The organism is Erythrobacter sp. 'gip.4 top 5' (assembly GCF_056495765.1).
This window is the reverse complement of record NZ_CP200270.1, coordinates 318,917-335,541: the sequence shown is the minus strand read 5'-3', so window position 1 is coordinate 335,541 and position 16,625 is coordinate 318,917. Positions and strand designations below refer to the sequence as shown.

The window sequence follows — 16,625 nt, the reverse complement described above, 5'->3', positions numbered from 1 at the left end:
AACTTGGGTTATTTACGCAAGGGCAGGTGCGGGGGTTTCAGACTACATCCGAAACACACCGAACGCTGGCCGTTCTGCGATCGGCGCTTCCAGACACGCCGCCAGCGCCAGTCCCAGCACATCGCGGGTCTGCACCGGGTCCACCACGCCGTCATCCCACAGGCGGGCGGTGGCGTAGTAGGGGTTGCCTTCGTCCTCGTATTTCTGGCGGATCGGGGCCTTGAACGCCTCGGCCTGTTCAGGCGTCCAGCTGTCGGCGTCGCGGTGGACTGTGGCGAGCACGCTGGCTGCCTGCTCCCCGCCCATCACGCTGATGCGCGCATTGGGCCAGGTGAACATAAAGCGCGGGGAATAGGCACGCCCGCACATCCCGTAATTGCCCGCGCCAAAGCTGCCGCCGATCACTACGGTGAGTTTCGGCACGGTGGCGGTGGCCACCGCAGTAACGAGCTTCGCGCCATGCTTGGCGATGCCTTCTGCCTCGTACTTCCCGCCGACCATGAAGCCGCTGATATTCTGGAGGAACAGCAGCGGAATGCGGCGCTGGCAGGCGAGTTCGATGAAATGCGCGCCCTTTTGTGCGCTTTCGGAGAACAGCACGCCGTTGTTCGCAAGGATCGCGACCGGCATTCCCCAGATATGGGCGAACCCGCAGACCAGTGTGGCGCCGTAGTGCTGTTTGAACTCGTGGAACTCGCTGCCGTCGACCAGCCGCGCGATCACTTCCTTGACGTCATAAGGTGCCCGTACATCATCGGGGATGAGGGCGTAGAGATCATCCGCATCGTATTTGGGCGGGCGCGGGTCGCGTCGCGCCACATCCGCCGCCGCGCCGGTGTTCGCGCCGAGGTGGCTGACGATATCGCGCACGATGGTGAGCGCGTGTTCGTCATCTTCCGCCAAGTGATCGACGACGCCCGATTTCTTGGCGTGCAGATCGCCGCCGCCCAAGTCCTCGGCGCTGATCTCCTCGCCCGTCGCGGCCTTCACCAGCGGCGGCCCGGCAAGGAAGATCGTGCCTTGGTTGCGGACGATCACGCTCTCGTCGGACATGGCGGGGACATAGGCCCCGCCCGCGGTGCAGCTTCCCATCACGCAGGCGATCTGCGGGATGCCAGCTGCGCTCATGTTCGCCTGATTGAAGAAGATCCGCCCGAAGTGGTCACGGTCGGGGAAGACTTCCGCCTGATGCGGCAGATTCGCCCCGCCCGAGTCGACCAGATAGATGCACGGCAGGCGGTTCTCCTGCGCAATCTCCTGCGCGCGCAGGTGCTTCTTGACCGTCATCGGGTAATAGGTGCCACCCTTCACGGTCGCATCATTGCATACGATCATGCACTGCCGCCCCGAAACGCGACCCACGCCGGTAATGAGCGAAGCGCCGTTGACCCCCTCTCCATCTGGGCCCTCATACATCCCGTTCGCGGCCAACTGCCCGATTTCGAGGAAAGGCGAACCCGGATCGAGCAGTCGCTCCACCCGTTCACGCGGCAGCAGCTTGCCGCGCGACACATGGCGTTCCCGCGATTTTTCGGCGCCGCCCAGTGCCGCCTCGGCCACGGCAGCGCGGAGTTCCTGCGCGAGGGCGTGGTTATGCGTGAAGCGCGCCTTGGCCTCGGGGCTTTCGCGGTCGAGTTTGGTGGTGAGGGTGGGGGCGGTCATGCGCCGTTCTCCGTGCTGCCCATTACCAACGGCAGAGGTTGGGCTCGCGGCACCCGCTTGTCTCGTTTCGCATACTTGCTCTGATATTTACGGCGCTGTTTCGTCACTTCGTAGAGCACGATACCGGATGATGTCGCGAGGTTCAGGCTTTCGATTATCCCGAACATCGGAATGGCGATGCACATTTCGCTGCGCTCGACTGCCTGCTCGCTGATACCGTGCCTCTCATTGCCAAACCAGACCGCAAGCTTGGCATGCTCTGTAAAGTCACACTCATGCAGGTATTGATTGCGCCGACCCTTTACATGCGGCGACGTTACGACTGAGTGGAACCGGCTCTTTTCTAGATGATCGAAGCAATCGTTCGTGCTGTCGAACCGCTTCACAAAACTCCATTTCACAGCCGAGACTGACGTTTGCGCCAAAGCCTTCTCGCTGCGCATCTCATGCCAATCGTCAGGCAATGTTTTGCGCGGATCAACGACGTAGACCTTCTCGGCTCCCAATGCGTTCACGTTCCGGATCACCGTGCCGATATTTCGAATGTCGGATGGATCTTCGATGACGACGATCAGGCTTTTGCAGACGAACGGCTTGATCGTATCGGCTCGCTCGCGAACCGACCGCTTAGACTTTTTCGGTTCTTCGCCTCCGACAATCGCCATGCCACTCATCCCGCGGCCCCGATCAATTCGCGCCCGATCAGCATCCGCCTGATCTCGTTCGTGCCCGCACCAATATCCAGCAGCTTCGCATCGCGCATATACCGCTCCACCGGCCAGTCGGTGGTGTAGCCCGCCCCGCCCAGCGCCTGCACGCTTTCGGCGGCGACCTTGAAGGCGTTTTCAGACGCCAGCAAAATCACCCCCGCCGCATCGAAGCGCGTCGTCTGCCCGGCATCGCACGCCTTGGCCACCGCATAGGTGTAGGCGCGGGCCGATTGCAGGGCGACATACATATCCGCGACCTTGGCCTGCATCAGCTGGAAGGAGCCGATGGCTTTGCCGAACTGCTTCCTCTCGCGCAGGTAGGGGATCACCGTGTCGAGGCACGCCTGCATGATGCCGAGCTGCAATCCTGCGAGCACCACGCGTTCATAATCCAGTCCGCTCATCAGCACGCCGACGCCGCCATTGAGCGGCCCCATCATGCGATCTTCCGAGATAAAGCAATCGGTGAACACCAGCTCGGCGGTGGGCGAGCCTTTCATGCCGACCTTCGAGATTTTCTGGCCGATGGCAAAGCCCTCGTCGCCCTTTTCAATCAGGAAGGCGGTGATGCCGCGGCTTCCCGCATGGCCATCGGTCTTGGCATAGACCACCAGCGTATCGGCCTCGGGCGCATTGGTGATCCAGAACTTGGTGCCGTTCAGCACATAACCGCCCTGTACGGCGTCGGCCTTCAATTTCATCGAGACCACATCCGAGCCTGCGCCCGCTTCGGACATGGCGAGGCTGCCGACGTGCTCGCCCGAGATCAGCTTGGGCAAGTATTTGGCGCGCTGCTCATCGCTGCCCCAGCGGCGGATCTGGTTGAGGCACAGGTTGGAATGCGCGCCGTAGCTCAGACCCACACTGGCCGAGGCACGGCTCACCTCCTCGACGGCGATCACATGTTCGAGATAGCCGAGGCCCAACCCGCCCCATTCTTCCTCGACCGTGATGCCGTGCAGTCCCAGCGCGCCCATCGGTTCCCACAATTCGCGCGGGAAGCGGTCTTCGCGGTCAGTGCGTTCCGCCAATGGGGCGATCTGCTCGTCGGCAAACCGCGCCGTGCTGTCACGGATCATTTCGGCAGCTTCGCCAAGGTGGAAATCGAAATCGGGGGTCGCGCGCATTTTATGTCCTGCCGGTGAAATGATCTTCTGTGCCTTCGCATAGCAAGCCATTGGGCAAAGGCCAATCCGGCACGCTGGCGCATAGGGCCCAATCTCGCTAACCCTTCCCCCATGACGATGTCATCACCCCTGCTCCGCTTTGACCGGGTGATCTGCCGCTTTGGCGCGGTTACGGCGGTGGGCGGCGTGACGTGCGACATCGCAGGCGGCAGCTTCGTGGCGCTGGTAGGCGCTTCGGGATCGGGCAAGTCGACGCTGCTGAAAACGGTCAACACGCTGGTCACGCCGACCGAAGGCCGGGTAATGTTCGCAGGCGAGGACGTGGCCGGTTTGCCGCCCGCCCGTCTGCGCCGCCGGGTCGGCTATGTGTTTCAGGGGATCGGCCTGTTCCCGCATTTTACGGTGGCCGAAAACATCGCGATCGGCCCGCGCCTGACGGGCGAAAAGCTGCCACCGGAGCGGATCGCCGAATTGCTGACGCTTGTGGAACTCGATCCGGCGATGGCGCGCCGGATGCCCGATGAACTCAGCGGTGGTCAGCGCCAGCGGGTCGGCGTGGCGCGGGCGCTGGCGGGCGAACCGGAGCTGCTGATCATGGACGAACCTTTCGGCGCGCTTGACCCTGTCACCCGCGATGCGCTGGGCACCAAGGTGCGCGAACTGCACGATACGCTGGGGCTGACGACGGTCATGGTGACGCATGACATGGCCGAGGCACTGCTGCTGGCTGACCGGGTGCTGGTGATGGATGCGGGCGGGTTGGTGGCGGATGAAACGCCGCACGCGCTGATCACCGGCGCAGGCGGGGAGGTAGCGCAAGGCCTCGTCGCCGTGCCACGTCACCAGGCCGAACGGCTCGCGGCGATGGAGCGGGAGCGGTGAAGGACATCTGGGACATTCTTCCCGGCCTTGGTGACAAGCTTGCCGCCCACGTGGTTCTGTCCGCCAGCGCGATTGGCCTTGCGATGCTGATCGCCTTGCCGATGGCGGTGTGGGCCAGCCGTTCGCAGGCGGTCTCCCGCGTCGCCCTGAGCCTAGCCAGCCTCGTCCAGACCATCCCTGCCCTGGCCTTGCTGGCGCTGTTCTTTCCGTTGCTGCTGTCATTGCGTAGTGTGTTCGGGGAAGGATTGCCCACGCTCGGCTTCCTGCCCGCGCTGATGGCGCTGACGCTCTATGCGCTGCTGCCGATCCTGCGCAATGCCGTGACCGCGCAGGCCAATCTCGACCCCGGCGTGCTCGAAGCGGCCGATGGCGTCGGCATGACCAAGTGGCAGAAGCTGCTCCTGGTTGAAGCGCCGCTATCCGCGCCCTTCATCATGGCCGGCATCCGCACCGCGAGCGTCTGGACCATCGGCGCAGCAACGCTGGCCACCACGATCGGCCAGCCGAGCCTGGGCGATCCGATTTTCGCCGGCCTTCAGACCCAGAACTGGGCGCTGGTGCTGGCCGGATGCGTGGCGAGCGCCGGGCTGGCGCTGGCAGCGGATAATCTGCTGTGGGTGATCGAAGTCGGCCTTGCGCGGCGCAAACGCTGGATGATCTTCAGCGGCGCCGCCGTGGTGATGCTGGGCATCTTTGCCGCGCTGTGGGCGCAGAGCGCAGGCAGCGACGAGCGCCGCATCGTCATCGCCTCCAAGCAGTTTTCCGAACAATACATCCTCGCCCAACTGATCGGTGCGCGGCTGGAGGAGGCCGGCTATGCGGTCGAATATCGCGATGGGCTGGGCAGCGCGGTTGTGCATTCCGCAGTGGCCTCGTCCGCCATCGACATCTCGGTCGATTACACTGGCACGATCTGGACCAATTATCTGAACCGCAGCGACAATCCCGGCCGTGTGGCGATGTATGAAACGATCCGCGCATGGGAAAGCCGCGAAAACGGCGTGCGGGTTCTGGGGCGGCTGGGGTTCGAGAACGCCTATGCCTTTGCGATGCGCGGGGACCGTGCGGCAGAACTGGGCGTCAGTTCACTGAATGAGCTGGCGTTGGTCGCGCCCCGGCTGACGGTGGGCGGCGATCCCGAATTTTTCGAGCGGCCCGAATGGCTTGCAGTGAAGGCCGCCTATGGCCTCAACTTTGCACGCAACCGCAATTTCGCGCCGACCTTCATGTACAACGCGCTGCAATCGGGCGAGGCGGACGTGATCAGCGCCTACACCTCCGATGGGCGGATCGCGGCGGACAAGCTGGTGGTGCTGGCTGACCCCGAAGGGGCACTGCCGAGCTATGACGCGCTGCTGATGCTTTCGCCTCGCCTCGCCGATGACCAAGGCGTGATCGCCGCGCTTGAACCGCTGCTGGGCGCGATCAGTGTAGAGGCGATGCGCGAGGCGAACCTTGCGGTAGACCGCGAAGACGAGCAGAAACTGACGCCCAAGGCCGCCGCGGCGCAATTGGCCAAGACAATGGGCATTTAAAGAGTCTCGCCGGAACGGTCGCAAAGCGACCGCAAGGCCGACAGGCCGCATGAGCGAGGAAATCGCGGGCCGGAGGGCCCGCGCACATCTATGACTCCCGCTTCCACACCTGCGTCTGGCAGAACGGGCCGAGGCAGCCTATCACTTCCAGCACGCCTGCGCTCTTGCGGTGGAGGATTGAACGGTAGCTTTTGCCGTTCTTGGGATCGTAGATCTGCCCGCGCCATACATCGCCATCGGCTGTGAAGCCTGACAGGATGGCACGGCCCAGCAGGCGGTTCTTGCGCTTGGCGGGGTCGGGATTGTTGACGTCTCGCTGATCGTTACCGCCGGGCTGGGGTGTCAGGAACCGGTCGATCGTCCCGCAAACCGCCCCCTTGCTACCGGGCCCGCCGCAGGGCGCGATCAGGATGACAGCATCCTTCTCTGCCGTGACCCAGCGGCCGGTCACCGGCTCGGCTGCGTGGGCTGTACCGGCCAGAGCCAGGCCGATTGCCAGCGCCAACATTCGCAGCAACATCATCATTCAAACCCTACCCCGAAGGGCCAGCGCCGCCCGCAAAGTCCCAGCACTTTGAACAAGGTGCCCATCTGGTGATCTTCGACCAGACGGTCGCGCTGACGCTGGATCTTGTCCTTTTCGTAAGGATTGCGCCGCTGGAGCGCCTCCGACCGCGTGTCGATCCCCATCTGGCGCAGCCATTCGCCCTGATAGGTCAGCCCCATCACATCCGCGCCGTGATCCTCGGCGACCTGCTTCAACAGCTCGAAATCGACATGGGCGGTGAGATCGGCTTCCCCCGGATGCGCGAAAATATCGACCTTCTGGTGCGATTTCAGCGCCTGCGTGGTCGAGCCCGAGCGCAATTCCATGTGGCCGTAATCGATCACCAGCGCTGCGCCGCCTTGCTCTCGCAGCCGCCGAGCGATTTCGGCCATCAGGGCAACAGCGGCGGGGCTGGTTTCGATCATCGCGCCTTGCGCCGCCGTCACCCAGCTGGCGGGGACCATGTGATCCATCCGTTCCCGGCCCGCCATGAAGGTGAAGGCCTCCCCGTCGAGCCCGACCAGGCGATCGAACCAGCCATCAGCAGACCGCACCAGCTGGTGCACCGGCAGCGCATCGAAGAATTCATTGGCCACGATCAGCAAAGGCGCATCATCGGGCAGGGTGCTGAGATCATGGTGGTGGTGGCAGCCGGGAAAGGCCTCGCGCTGGAGCTTGCGCAAGGCCGCCGAGGTTTCGACAAAATGCACTTCAGGCGCGAATTCATACCGCGCCGCTGCCGCCAGCGCATCGCTGGCCAGCGTACCGCGCCCCGGACCCAGCTCGACATAGTGGATGCGCTTGCGCTTGCCCATGCGGACCCAAAGATCGGCCAGCCATAGCCCGATCAACTCGCCGAACATCTGGCTGACTTCGGGCGCCGTGATGAAGTCCCCTTGTTCGCCCAGCGGATCGCGACTGGCATAGTAGCGCGCGTTGCACTCACCCATGTATTGCGCAAGGCTGACCGGGCCGATTTCGCGGATCAGACGCTTCAGCGTGGCGGCGACATCCACGTTTGCGCGGGCAAAGACTTCGGCTTCCAGCCGGGCCTGTTCGGCAGCCGCAGCCTCGGCTTCGGCAGCGATTCGGGCGGCCTCGGCGGCGGCGGCCTGCTCGGCCTCTCTGCGTACCTGTTCCTCGGCAGCGCGCCGCGCAGCGTCTTCAGCAGCGACGCGAGCGGCCTCTTCGGCCTCGGCTTTCGCCTTGGCTTCGGCTTTCACACGTGCCTTTTCCGCGGCTTCGGCAGCGGCGGCGGCTTCGGCAGCGATGACGCGGGCTTTCTCTTCCGCTTCGGCTTTGGCCTCTGCTTCGGCGCGGGCCTTTTCTTCAGCGGCGGCCTTCGCTTTGGCGTCCGCCTCGGCCTTGGCCCGCGCCTTCTCCTCGGCGCGCACCTTGGCGAGCGCAGCGGCTTCGGCTTCCTTGCGCAGACGCGCTTCCTCTTGGGCCTTCGCCCTCGCTTCTGCCTCGGCGCGTTTGCGCTCTTCGGCCTCGCGGCGGGCCTGTTCCTCGGCGGCAGCCTTGGCGGCGGCGGCGGCGGCTTCCGCTTGGCGCCGCGCCTGTTCTTCAGCCTCGGCCTTCGCCCTGGCTTCGGCTTGCGCCCGTGCCTTGGCCTCTTTGCGCGCCTGCGCCTCTGCCAAGGCGCGTGCGCGGCTTTCCGCTTCGGCGCGGATCCGGGCTTCGGTTTCGGCCTGCTTCCTTGCGCGCGTCTCGGCGGCGGCTCGCTCGCGGGCTTCGCGTTCGGCGCGGGCGCGAGCTTCGGCCTCAGCCTTTTCGCGGATCCGGGCTTCCTTCAGGGCGCGAGAGCGTTCCTCGGCCTCCGCCTTGGCGCGGGCGAGGTCTTCGGCCTGCTTGCGGGCGGCTTGGCGGGCGGCGTCCTGAGCGCGGGCCCGTGCTTCGCTCTTGGCCTGCTCGCGCGCAGCTGATTCGGCGGCGGCGCGGGCCTGCGCATCGGCCTGCCTGCGCGCCGCCATTTCCGCCGCGGTGGGCGCCCGCGTCTCAGGCTCTGGCTCCGGGTCAATCAGCCTGAGGGCGCTGCGCCAGATTCCGGCACCATTATTCAGGCGGGCGCGCTGATCCCCGCCGCCAGCGGCTTCTTCCGCAGCGCGAAGAGCACGACAATCAACCCAGTCAGAATAAGCGGTATCGTCAGCCATTGGCCCATAGATAGCCCGGTCCGGGCTGCAAAGTCAGCCAGTTGTTGATCCGGCTGGCGGAAAAATTCGTTCACGAAGCGCGCAAGACCCATGCCGAGGGTGAAGACACCCGCCAGAAGACCCGGGCGATAGCGCGCGCGGGTGAACCAGAACAGCGCCATCATGATGATCAGCATGGCAAGCCCTTCAAGCCCGGCCTGATACAGCTGGCTGGGGTGGCGTGGCAGATCATCGGCGGTGGGAAACACCATCGCCCAGGGCACATCGGTCGGCCCCCGGCCCCACAGCTCGCCATTGACGAAGTTGGCGAGCCGGCCAAGCAGCATCCCCATCGGCACACCCACCGACACGTAATCGACCACGCGGATGAAATTGAGTTTTTCGCGCCACGCCACCCAGGCCATCGCCGCCGTCACGCCGGCTAGCCCGCCATGAAAGCTCATCCCGCCATCCCACAGGCGCAGCAGCTTCCACGAAACAAACCCGTCGCCCGAAAAATCGGTGAAGGCGCTGGGGATCCCGGTTCCGCCCCCGGTGTAGAACAGCGCATACCCCAGCCGTCCGCCCAGCACGACGCCGAGGATACAGTAGGTGAACAGATCATCGGCGTGCCGCTGGGCCATCGGCGCACCGGGCTCCTTCAGCATCCGCGATGTGTGCCAATAGGCAAAGACCAACCCGATCAGATAGGCGAGCGAGTAATAGCGCAGAGTGAAAAAGCCCAGCTCGATCCCCGGCTTCAGCCCGAGATCGGTCCAGTAGATCGGATCGGCGGCGCCGCTTGCGGCAAGTAGTGACAGCACGGAGCGAACCTCTTATTGACGGTGAGATGCCGTATCGGCGGACCTGACACGGCCTCTGTCGCGCTGGCGCTTCTGGCACAGCATCCAAGGCAGGGGAAGAGGCAGGGAACCGCCGGACGCAATGGGACAGGCACTTCGCAACGGGCACACAGTCCGGGCGGGCGCCATAACACAAGAGAGAGGAACATCACCGCATGCCCACCCAGCTGGATAATGCGCTCGAAGCGATCATCACCGGCCTCACCGCGGCGGATCAACCCTTCGCCACCGCGCCCTTCAACCGCGACGGTGTGGAGATGCCCGCCTTCGTCGGAGCGCCGCCGAGCCTCGCCCATTATTTTGCGCACTTCTGCAATCAGAACAAGGACGTGCCGTTTCTGGTCGATGGCGACATCCGCCTGACCTTTGGTGAGACCTATGCCGCCGCCACGTGCGTGGCTGAGGGGCTGGTGCAGACCCATGGCCTTGCCAAGGGGGACCGCGTTGGTCTGGCCGCGCGCAATTCAGCCAACTGGATGATTGCCTATATGGGTATTCTGATGGCGGGCGGCTGTGCCACGCTGCTCAACGGATTTTCGAGCGGGGATGAACTTGCCTACGGCCTTGATCTGGCCGAAGCCAAGCTGCTGCTGGCCGACGAAGGCCGCGCTGCGCGGCTGGACGGGCATGACCACCCGTCCAAGATCGTCCTGTTCACCCACGGCAATGCGCCGTCTGAAGGCCTGGCGGCCACTTGGGTAGTGCCGCAAGGCACCAGCGCGGCCATGGCGATGCTGGGCCAGATTGGCCCTGATGACATCGCGACGATCCTCTACACCTCGGGATCGACCGGCAAGTCCAAGGGCGCATGGTCGGACCACCGCGGGGTGGTGAACGGCGTGATGAATTATGTCGCCCAATCGGCGATGGCCAAGGTGCATATCGAAAGCCAGGAAGGCCCGATGACCGCGCAGCCGTGTGCGCTGGTGGCCGTGCCGCTGTTCCACGTCACGGGCGAAGTGCCGCTGTTCCTGCAAAGCTTCGCCATCGCACGCAAGCTGGTGCTGATGCCCAAGTGGGATGCAGGCCTTGCGATCCGGCTGATGGCGGAAGAACAGGTCAGCTATTTCGTCGGCGTGCCGCTGATGAGCTACGAGATCGCCAACCACCCCGACCGCGCCAAATATGACCTGTCGGCGTGCAAGAGCTTTGCCGCAGGCGGCGCGCCGCGCCCGGTGGAGCATGTCACCCGGATCAAGGAAGCTTTTCCCGGCAGTTTCCCGTTGCTGGGCTATGGCCTGACTGAAACCAACGCGGTGGGCTGTGGCAATTTCAACGAGAATTACATCGCCAAGCCCGGTTCGACCGGTCGCCCCAGCAAGCCGCTGGTTGACATGGCGATCCTCGACGACATGGGGAACGCCCTGGCGCAAGGGCAGGTGGGCGAGGTCTGCATCCGCTCGGTCGCCAATTTCCGCGGCTACTGGAAAAACGAGGATGCGACCCGCGCCGCCTTCACCGATGATGGCTATTTCCGCACCGGTGATCTGGGTTTCCTCGACGAGGACGGCTATCTGTTCATCGTCGTTCGCAAGAAGGACATCATCATTCGCGGCGGCGAGAACATTTCGTGCATCGAAGTGGAGGACGCGATCTATGCCCATGACGATGTGGGCGAATGTTCGGTCTTCGGCCTGCCCGATGAACGCTTCGGCGAAGTGCCGGCAGCGGTCTACACGATGAAAGAGGGCCGCGCCGCGGTCTCCCCAGCCGAATTGCGCGCGTTTCTGCTGGAACGGATCGCGCCGTTCAAGGTGCCGCTTGAAACGCAGATATGGCTGGCCAGCGAGGCTCTGCCGCGGCTTGGCACGCAGAAAATCGACAAGCGCAGCGTCAAGGCCCATTACACCAGCCAATCGGTCCCGGCGTGACCTGATCGTGAGCAAAGCGTGAGCGTTTCCCGTGTCTCCTAGGCGCGTCCCCGGCCAGCGCGCGATCATTGACCGGCGCGCGCTGGCCGAGGAAATCGCCAGCTTGCATGCGGCGGGCGGGGCGAGCGCGCGCACCGCAATCGTCAAGGCTTTGCGCGATGCGCTCGATGGCGGGCGGGCGGAATTGGCGCGGCGGCTGGACGAAACGCCGTCTGCCGGACACGAGGTCACGGCGGGTTTCAGCTTCCTGATGGACCAACTGTTGCGGGTGATCCACGATCACGTCACCACGCATCTCTACCCCGTGGCGGGCCGCACGCAGGGCGAACGGCTCGCGATCCTGGCGGTCGGCGGATATGGCCGGGCCGAGATGGCGCCCCATTCGGATGTCGATGTCGCCTTCATCACGCCGGGCAAGCGCGCCCCGTGGTGCGAGCAGGTGATCGAGACGATGCTCTATCTGCTATGGGATCTGGGCCTGAAAGTCGGCCATTCCAGCCGCACCGTCGTTGATACCGTGCGCATGGCCAAGGAAGACCTGACGATCCGCACCGCGCTGCTTGAAGGGCGGTTGGTATGGGGCGATCAGGCGCTTTACGAAGAGCTGCGCGGCCGGTTCTGGAACGATGTGGTCAAGGGCAGCGAGCGCCAGTTCCTGACGCAGAAGCTGGCCGAACGCGATGCCCGGCACAAGCGCATGGGCGATAGCCGCTATGTGGTCGAACCCAATGTCAAGGATGGCAAAGGCGGCTTGCGCGATCTGCAGACGTTGTATTGGATCGGCAAATATATCCACCGGGTCCAGAACGGGGTGGAACTGGTCGATGTTGGCCTGTTGACGGCCAGCGAATATCGCAGTTTTCGCCGCGCTGAGGGCTTCTTGCTGGCGGCGCGCTGCCACATGCACCTCATCACCGACCGCGCCGAGGACCGCCTGACCTTCGATCTTCAACGCGCCGTGGCCGAACGGATGCAATTTGCCGACCGTCCGGGCAAGAGCGCAGTCGAGCGGTTCATGCAGTACTATTTCCTGCAGGTGAAACGCGTCGGCAGCCTGACTGGCGTGTTCCTTGCGCACCTCGACGAGGAGTTCGCCAAAAAGCGCCCGCGCACCGGTTTCTTTGCCGGTTGGACCCAGCGGTCCCGGCAGTTCAAGGGCTATACCGTGGAAGGCGGACGGCTGCGGGCGCCGGGTGACGACTGGTTCCGCAAGGATCCGGTGCGTCTGATCGAGGTGTTTCAGCTGGCCGAGGCCGAAGGGCTGGAAGTGCACCCGGAAACCATGCGGCAGGCAGGCCGCGATGCGCGCCTGATCGACGGCAAGATCCGGCGCGACAAACGCGCCAATGCGCTGTTTCTCGATCTTTTGGCCGGGCGCAAAGACCCTGAAACGTGCTTGCGCTGGATGAACGAGACGGGTGTGTTCGGGCGCTTCGTGCCCGATTTCGGCCGGGTCAATGCGCAGATGCAGTTCGATATGTATCACCACTACACGGTCGATGAGCACACCATCCGCGCCATCGGGCTGCTGAGCCAGATCGAACGCGGACTGCTGACCTCCGATCACCCGCGCGCCAGCCGCGAGTTCCCCAAGCTCGCCTCGCGCCGTGCGTTGTTTGTCGCGGTGCTGCTGCACGATATCGCCAAGGGGCGCGGCGGCGATCATTCAGTGCTCGGCGCGGAGGTGGCGCACCGGCTGTGCCCGCGCTTCGGGCTTGATGAAAAAGAGACCGATCTGATTGCCTGGCTGGTGTTTCACCATCTGTTGATGAGCCGCATCGCGCAAAAGCGCGATCTCACTGACCCCAAGACGATCGAGGATTTCGCCGGCGAGGTGCAGAGTGTGGAGCGGCTGCGCAATCTGGCGATCCTCACGGCGGTCGATATTCGGGCTGTCGGGCCGGGGACGTGGAACAGCTGGAAAGGCCAGCTGCTGGGCGAGCTTTACGATGCGACGCAGGAACGTCTGCGGCTGGGCCACAAGGGCAAGAACCGCAAGGGACGCGTCACCGCCAAGAAGGATGCGGTCGCGCAATTGCTGGGCGATGCCGATCATCTGGTGAACAGCATCGGCGCGCAATTGGGCGATGCCTATTGGATTGCCGAGCCGGAAGACATCATCGCCAGCAATCTGGTGCAATATGACGCCGCGGTTGCCGTGGGCGATGCGCTGTCGATCCATTGCGAGGTCGATGAAACCCGCGGCGCGACCCGTGTCAGCGTGATCGCGACTGACCATCCCGGCCTGTTCTACCGCATGGCCGGCGGGATCCATCTGGCTGGTGCCAACATCATTGATGCGCGCATTCACACCGCCCGCAGCGGCTTTGCAGTCGATAACTTCCTGGTGCAGGACCAGAACGCGCAGCCGTTCCGCGAGGCGGCGCAGATGGCGCGGATCGACAAGGGCATTCGTGACGCGCTGCTCGCCAAGATCGAGCTGGTGCCCAAGCTGGCGGCCCGCCCGCTTCCCCATTCCCGCGCCAAGGCGTTCGACGTGGCCCCGCGTGTCGGGTTCGACAATGACGCGTCGAATCACTTTACCGTGATCGAAGTGACCGCGCGTGATCGGGCCGCCTTGCTCAACCGGCTGGCGCACGCGCTCTACAAGGCCAACCTGATCGTCCATTCCGCCCATATCACGGCCTATGGCGAGGCGGCGGCGGATACCTTCTATGTCACCGATCTCACGTCATCCAAGATCAAGGCGCCCGAGCGTCAGGCAGAGATCGAAGCGGCCCTGCTTGCCGCGGCGAGCGACCAGCGCCAGCAGCAGCTGGAACAGGCATAATTGCCACACCCCTAGGCTTGCGCGCAGACGTGGTCGTGCAGCCGGTTGCAATCCCATGACGAATTGGTACGGCGCGGCCATAAAGGTTTAGGAGAGTACATTCATGACATTCGTTACCCCCGTGCAGGGCCGCGTGCGGCTCGGCAAGCTGGCGCTGCTTGCCTCCGTTGCAGCGCTGGTTCCTGTTTCCGCTCAGGCCCAGGACACGGAAGAGCCGGCGCAGCAAGGTTCCGGCAGCACGCTGGACAGCATCAACGAAATCCTCGTGACCGGCACCAAAACCAAGGATGCCGAAAACGTTCAGGACGTGCCGATCGCGGTGACCGCGTTCAATGCCGATACGCTGGAAGCCTTCAAGATCCGCGACATTTCGGGCCTGTCGTTCCAGGCGCCGACTGTCAGCCTCGATCAGGTCGGCACCAGCCGGGGCACCGCCAACTTCACGATTCGTGGCCTTGGCATCAACTCCTCGATCCCTTCGATCGACCCCACCGTGGGTGTGTTCGTTGACGGGGTCTATCTCGGCATCAACGGCGGCGTGGTGTTCGATCTGTTCGATCTCGACAGCGTGGAAATCCTGCGCGGCCCGCAGGGCGTGCTGTTTGGCCGCAACGTGACCGGCGGCGCCGTGGTGATCAACACCGGCAACCCGACCGAAGATTTCCGGGGCAAGTTCCGCGCATCGGTTGATGGCCCGGCGGTTGATGGCGGCCGCGGCGGCCCCAACTACACCGCCAGCGGTGTGGTCTCCGGCCCGATTGTCGAAGATGTGCTGCTGTTCAAGGTCGGCGCCTATTACAACAATGATCGCGGCTACTTCACCAACCTGTTCGACAATTCGAACCACGGTGCAGCGGAAACCAAGATCCTGCGCGGCGCATTGGAAGCGCGTCTGGGCGGCTTGACCCTGCTCGGCAAGCTCGACTACTTCGAAAGCGACGGCGATGGCCCGTCCGCGCAGAACCGCGCCTTCTTCGATCGCAATTCGTATGATTTCTCGATCGACGAGCCGGGCTTCTACTCCAATGAAATCTGGACCGGCTCGCTGACGGCGACCATCGATATCGGCCCCGGCACACTGACCAACGTCTTCGGCTGGCGCGATTATCAGGCCGCGACGCGTGGGGATATCGATGCAACCCCGGCCTTCCTGTTCCACTCAAGCACGGAAACCACGCAGGAACAGTTCTCGAACGAATTGCGCTATGCAATCTCGCTTGATCGGCTCGATCTGACTGTCGGCGGGTTCTGGTTCGAACAGGATCTGGCCTACACCGAGAACCGCGAACTGCGCCGCGATCTTCCGGTCAACCTGCGTCCCCCGGTGTTCTTCGGCGGCGGTTCGCAGAACCACGAAGTGCTCGGCGCGTTTGCCAATGCGCAGTTTGAATTCGTTGATAACCTTTCGCTGATCGCGGGCATTCGTTGGAACCAGGAAACCAAGGATGCAGGCGTTACTTACGTTCTGCCCCGCGCCGAGTGTTCGGTGCAGGCCGGCACCTGCCCCACCGGCACGATGCCGTTCAACCCGGCGACTGAAACCAACGGGTTCACTGATCGCGTGCGGTTCCGCAACTGGTCGCCGAAGCTGGGCCTGCAGTACGAATACGACCAAGGCCAGGTCTATGGTCACTGGAGCCGCGGTTACCGTTCGGGCGGGTACAACTTCCGCATCACCAACGTGGCGGTCTTCAACCGCGCGTTCCTGGCGACCAATTCGCTCAGCTTCGATGAAGAGAAGGTCGACAATTACGAAATCGGCGCGAAGTTCCAGACCGATGATCGCTCCTTCACGCTCAACGTCGCGGGTTACATCACCACGGTTGGCAACATGCAGCGCGAAGTGAACCTGGCCGATGCGGGCGCAGGGGTTGTGCAGAACATTCTCAACACTGCCGATGCCACGATCAAGGGCTTCGAAGCCGAAGCGCGGATGCGCGTATCGGATTCGCTGCAGTTCAGCGCCAACATCGGGATTATCGACGCCAGCTATGACGAAGTGTTGTTCGACATTTCGGGTGACGGCGTGATCAACGATGCCGACCTGGCACTGAGCCTGCCGCGCGTCCCGCCGATTACGGTCGGTCTTGGCGCAATCCACGAATGGGATCTGGGCAGCAGCACGATCCTGACGCGGGTGAACTACCAGTATCGTGACGAAGCGGCCTACACCGATGATAACCTTGGCTGGTTGAACTCGCTGAGCAACCTTGAAGCCAACATCACCTGGGAAACCCCGGTCCAAGGCCTATCGCTGTCGATCTATGGTCGCAACCTGCTCGATCAGGTGCAGGAAGGTGGCGACACGCAGGTTCCCTTCGTTGGCCCGAATTCGACGGGCGTGCGCCAGCCGTTCGGCGCCAATCCCACGCAGGGCACGTTCTCGCCGCTGATGCGTGGCCGCAACCTCGGCATCGAAGCGCTGTTCGAGTTCTAAGAGAGTTCGATAGGACGCAAAAAAAGGGCGCTCCGGGAACGGGGCGCCCCTTTTTTATTAGCTCG

Annotated in this window: 11 protein-coding genes; 5 read left to right on the top strand and 6 right to left on the bottom strand. The window is 63.8% G+C overall.

What is annotated here, in order from left to right; genetic code table 11:
• Positions 1-42: 42 nt before the first annotated feature.
• From ACRANW_RS01660 to ACRANW_RS01650, 3 genes are read right to left on the bottom strand one after another with little or no spacing between them, the layout of a single operon-like run.
• The gene (locus ACRANW_RS01660; RefSeq protein ID WP_479432839.1) at positions 43-1,662 is read right to left on the bottom strand and encodes a carboxyl transferase domain-containing protein; all 1,620 of its coding nucleotides are present in this window, start codon (positions 1,660-1,662) and stop codon (positions 43-45) included.
• A complete protein-coding gene (locus ACRANW_RS01655) occupies positions 1,659-2,327 on the bottom strand; it encodes a TrmH family RNA methyltransferase (protein WP_479432838.1) in 669 nt (222 codons plus the stop codon). The genes ACRANW_RS01660 and ACRANW_RS01655 overlap by 4 nt, the downstream gene beginning before the upstream one ends.
• Before the next feature lie 5 nt (positions 2,328-2,332).
• Entirely contained in the window at positions 2,333-3,499 is a 1,167-nt protein-coding gene (locus tag ACRANW_RS01650; RefSeq protein ID WP_479432837.1) for an acyl-CoA dehydrogenase family protein, read from the bottom strand.
• Between the two features lie 111 nt (positions 3,500-3,610).
• Here ACRANW_RS01650 and ACRANW_RS01645 point away from each other — a divergent pair, with 111 nt between their 5' ends.
• Together ACRANW_RS01645 and ACRANW_RS01640 are read left to right on the top strand one after the other, a co-directional pair.
• Positions 3,611-4,381 carry an ATP-binding cassette domain-containing protein gene (locus ACRANW_RS01645; protein ID WP_479432836.1) on the top strand — a complete coding sequence of 257 codons (771 nt, stop codon included), beginning with the start codon at positions 3,611-3,613 and terminating at the stop codon, positions 4,379-4,381.
• The gene (locus ACRANW_RS01640; RefSeq protein ID WP_479432835.1) at positions 4,378-5,916 is read left to right on the top strand and encodes an ABC transporter permease/substrate-binding protein; all 1,539 of its coding nucleotides are present in this window, start codon (positions 4,378-4,380) and stop codon (positions 5,914-5,916) included. Before ACRANW_RS01645 ends, ACRANW_RS01640 begins: the two co-directional genes overlap by 4 nt.
• Positions 5,917-6,004: 88 nt before the next feature.
• On the opposite strand, the gene ACRANW_RS01635 is transcribed toward ACRANW_RS01640, so the two are convergent.
• Genes ACRANW_RS01635 through lgt form a run of 3 tightly spaced genes read right to left on the bottom strand, consistent with a single transcriptional unit; the run spans position 6,005 to position 9,422 of the window.
• The gene (locus ACRANW_RS01635) at positions 6,005-6,442 is read right to left on the bottom strand and encodes a DUF2147 domain-containing protein (protein WP_479432834.1); all 438 of its coding nucleotides are present in this window, start codon (positions 6,440-6,442) and stop codon (positions 6,005-6,007) included.
• On the bottom strand, positions 6,439-8,619 hold the full coding sequence (locus ACRANW_RS01630) for a class I SAM-dependent methyltransferase (protein WP_479432833.1): 2,181 nt from the start codon (positions 8,617-8,619) through the stop codon (positions 6,439-6,441). Before ACRANW_RS01630 ends, ACRANW_RS01635 begins: the two co-directional genes overlap by 4 nt.
• Positions 8,523-9,422 carry a prolipoprotein diacylglyceryl transferase gene (gene lgt, locus ACRANW_RS01625; protein WP_479432832.1) on the bottom strand — a complete coding sequence of 300 codons (900 nt, stop codon included), beginning with the start codon at positions 9,420-9,422 and terminating at the stop codon, positions 8,523-8,525. Before lgt ends, ACRANW_RS01630 begins: the two co-directional genes overlap by 97 nt.
• A gap of 194 nt (positions 9,423-9,616) precedes the next feature.
• Here lgt and ACRANW_RS01620 point away from each other — a divergent pair, with 194 nt between their 5' ends.
• From ACRANW_RS01620 to ACRANW_RS01610, 3 genes are all read left to right on the top strand, one after another.
• Positions 9,617-11,332 carry a class I adenylate-forming enzyme family protein gene (locus ACRANW_RS01620; protein WP_479432831.1) on the top strand — a complete coding sequence of 572 codons (1,716 nt, stop codon included), beginning with the start codon at positions 9,617-9,619 and terminating at the stop codon, positions 11,330-11,332.
• A gap of 31 nt (positions 11,333-11,363) precedes the next feature.
• Positions 11,364-14,123 carry a [protein-PII] uridylyltransferase gene (locus tag ACRANW_RS01615; RefSeq protein ID WP_479432830.1) on the top strand — a complete coding sequence of 920 codons (2,760 nt, stop codon included), beginning with the start codon at positions 11,364-11,366 and terminating at the stop codon, positions 14,121-14,123.
• A 103-nt stretch (positions 14,124-14,226) separates the two neighbouring features.
• Complete coding sequence (locus tag ACRANW_RS01610; protein WP_479432829.1) at positions 14,227-16,560, top strand: TonB-dependent receptor; 2,334 nt, start codon at positions 14,227-14,229, stop codon at positions 16,558-16,560.
• The last annotated feature ends 65 nt before the right edge of the window (positions 16,561-16,625 follow it).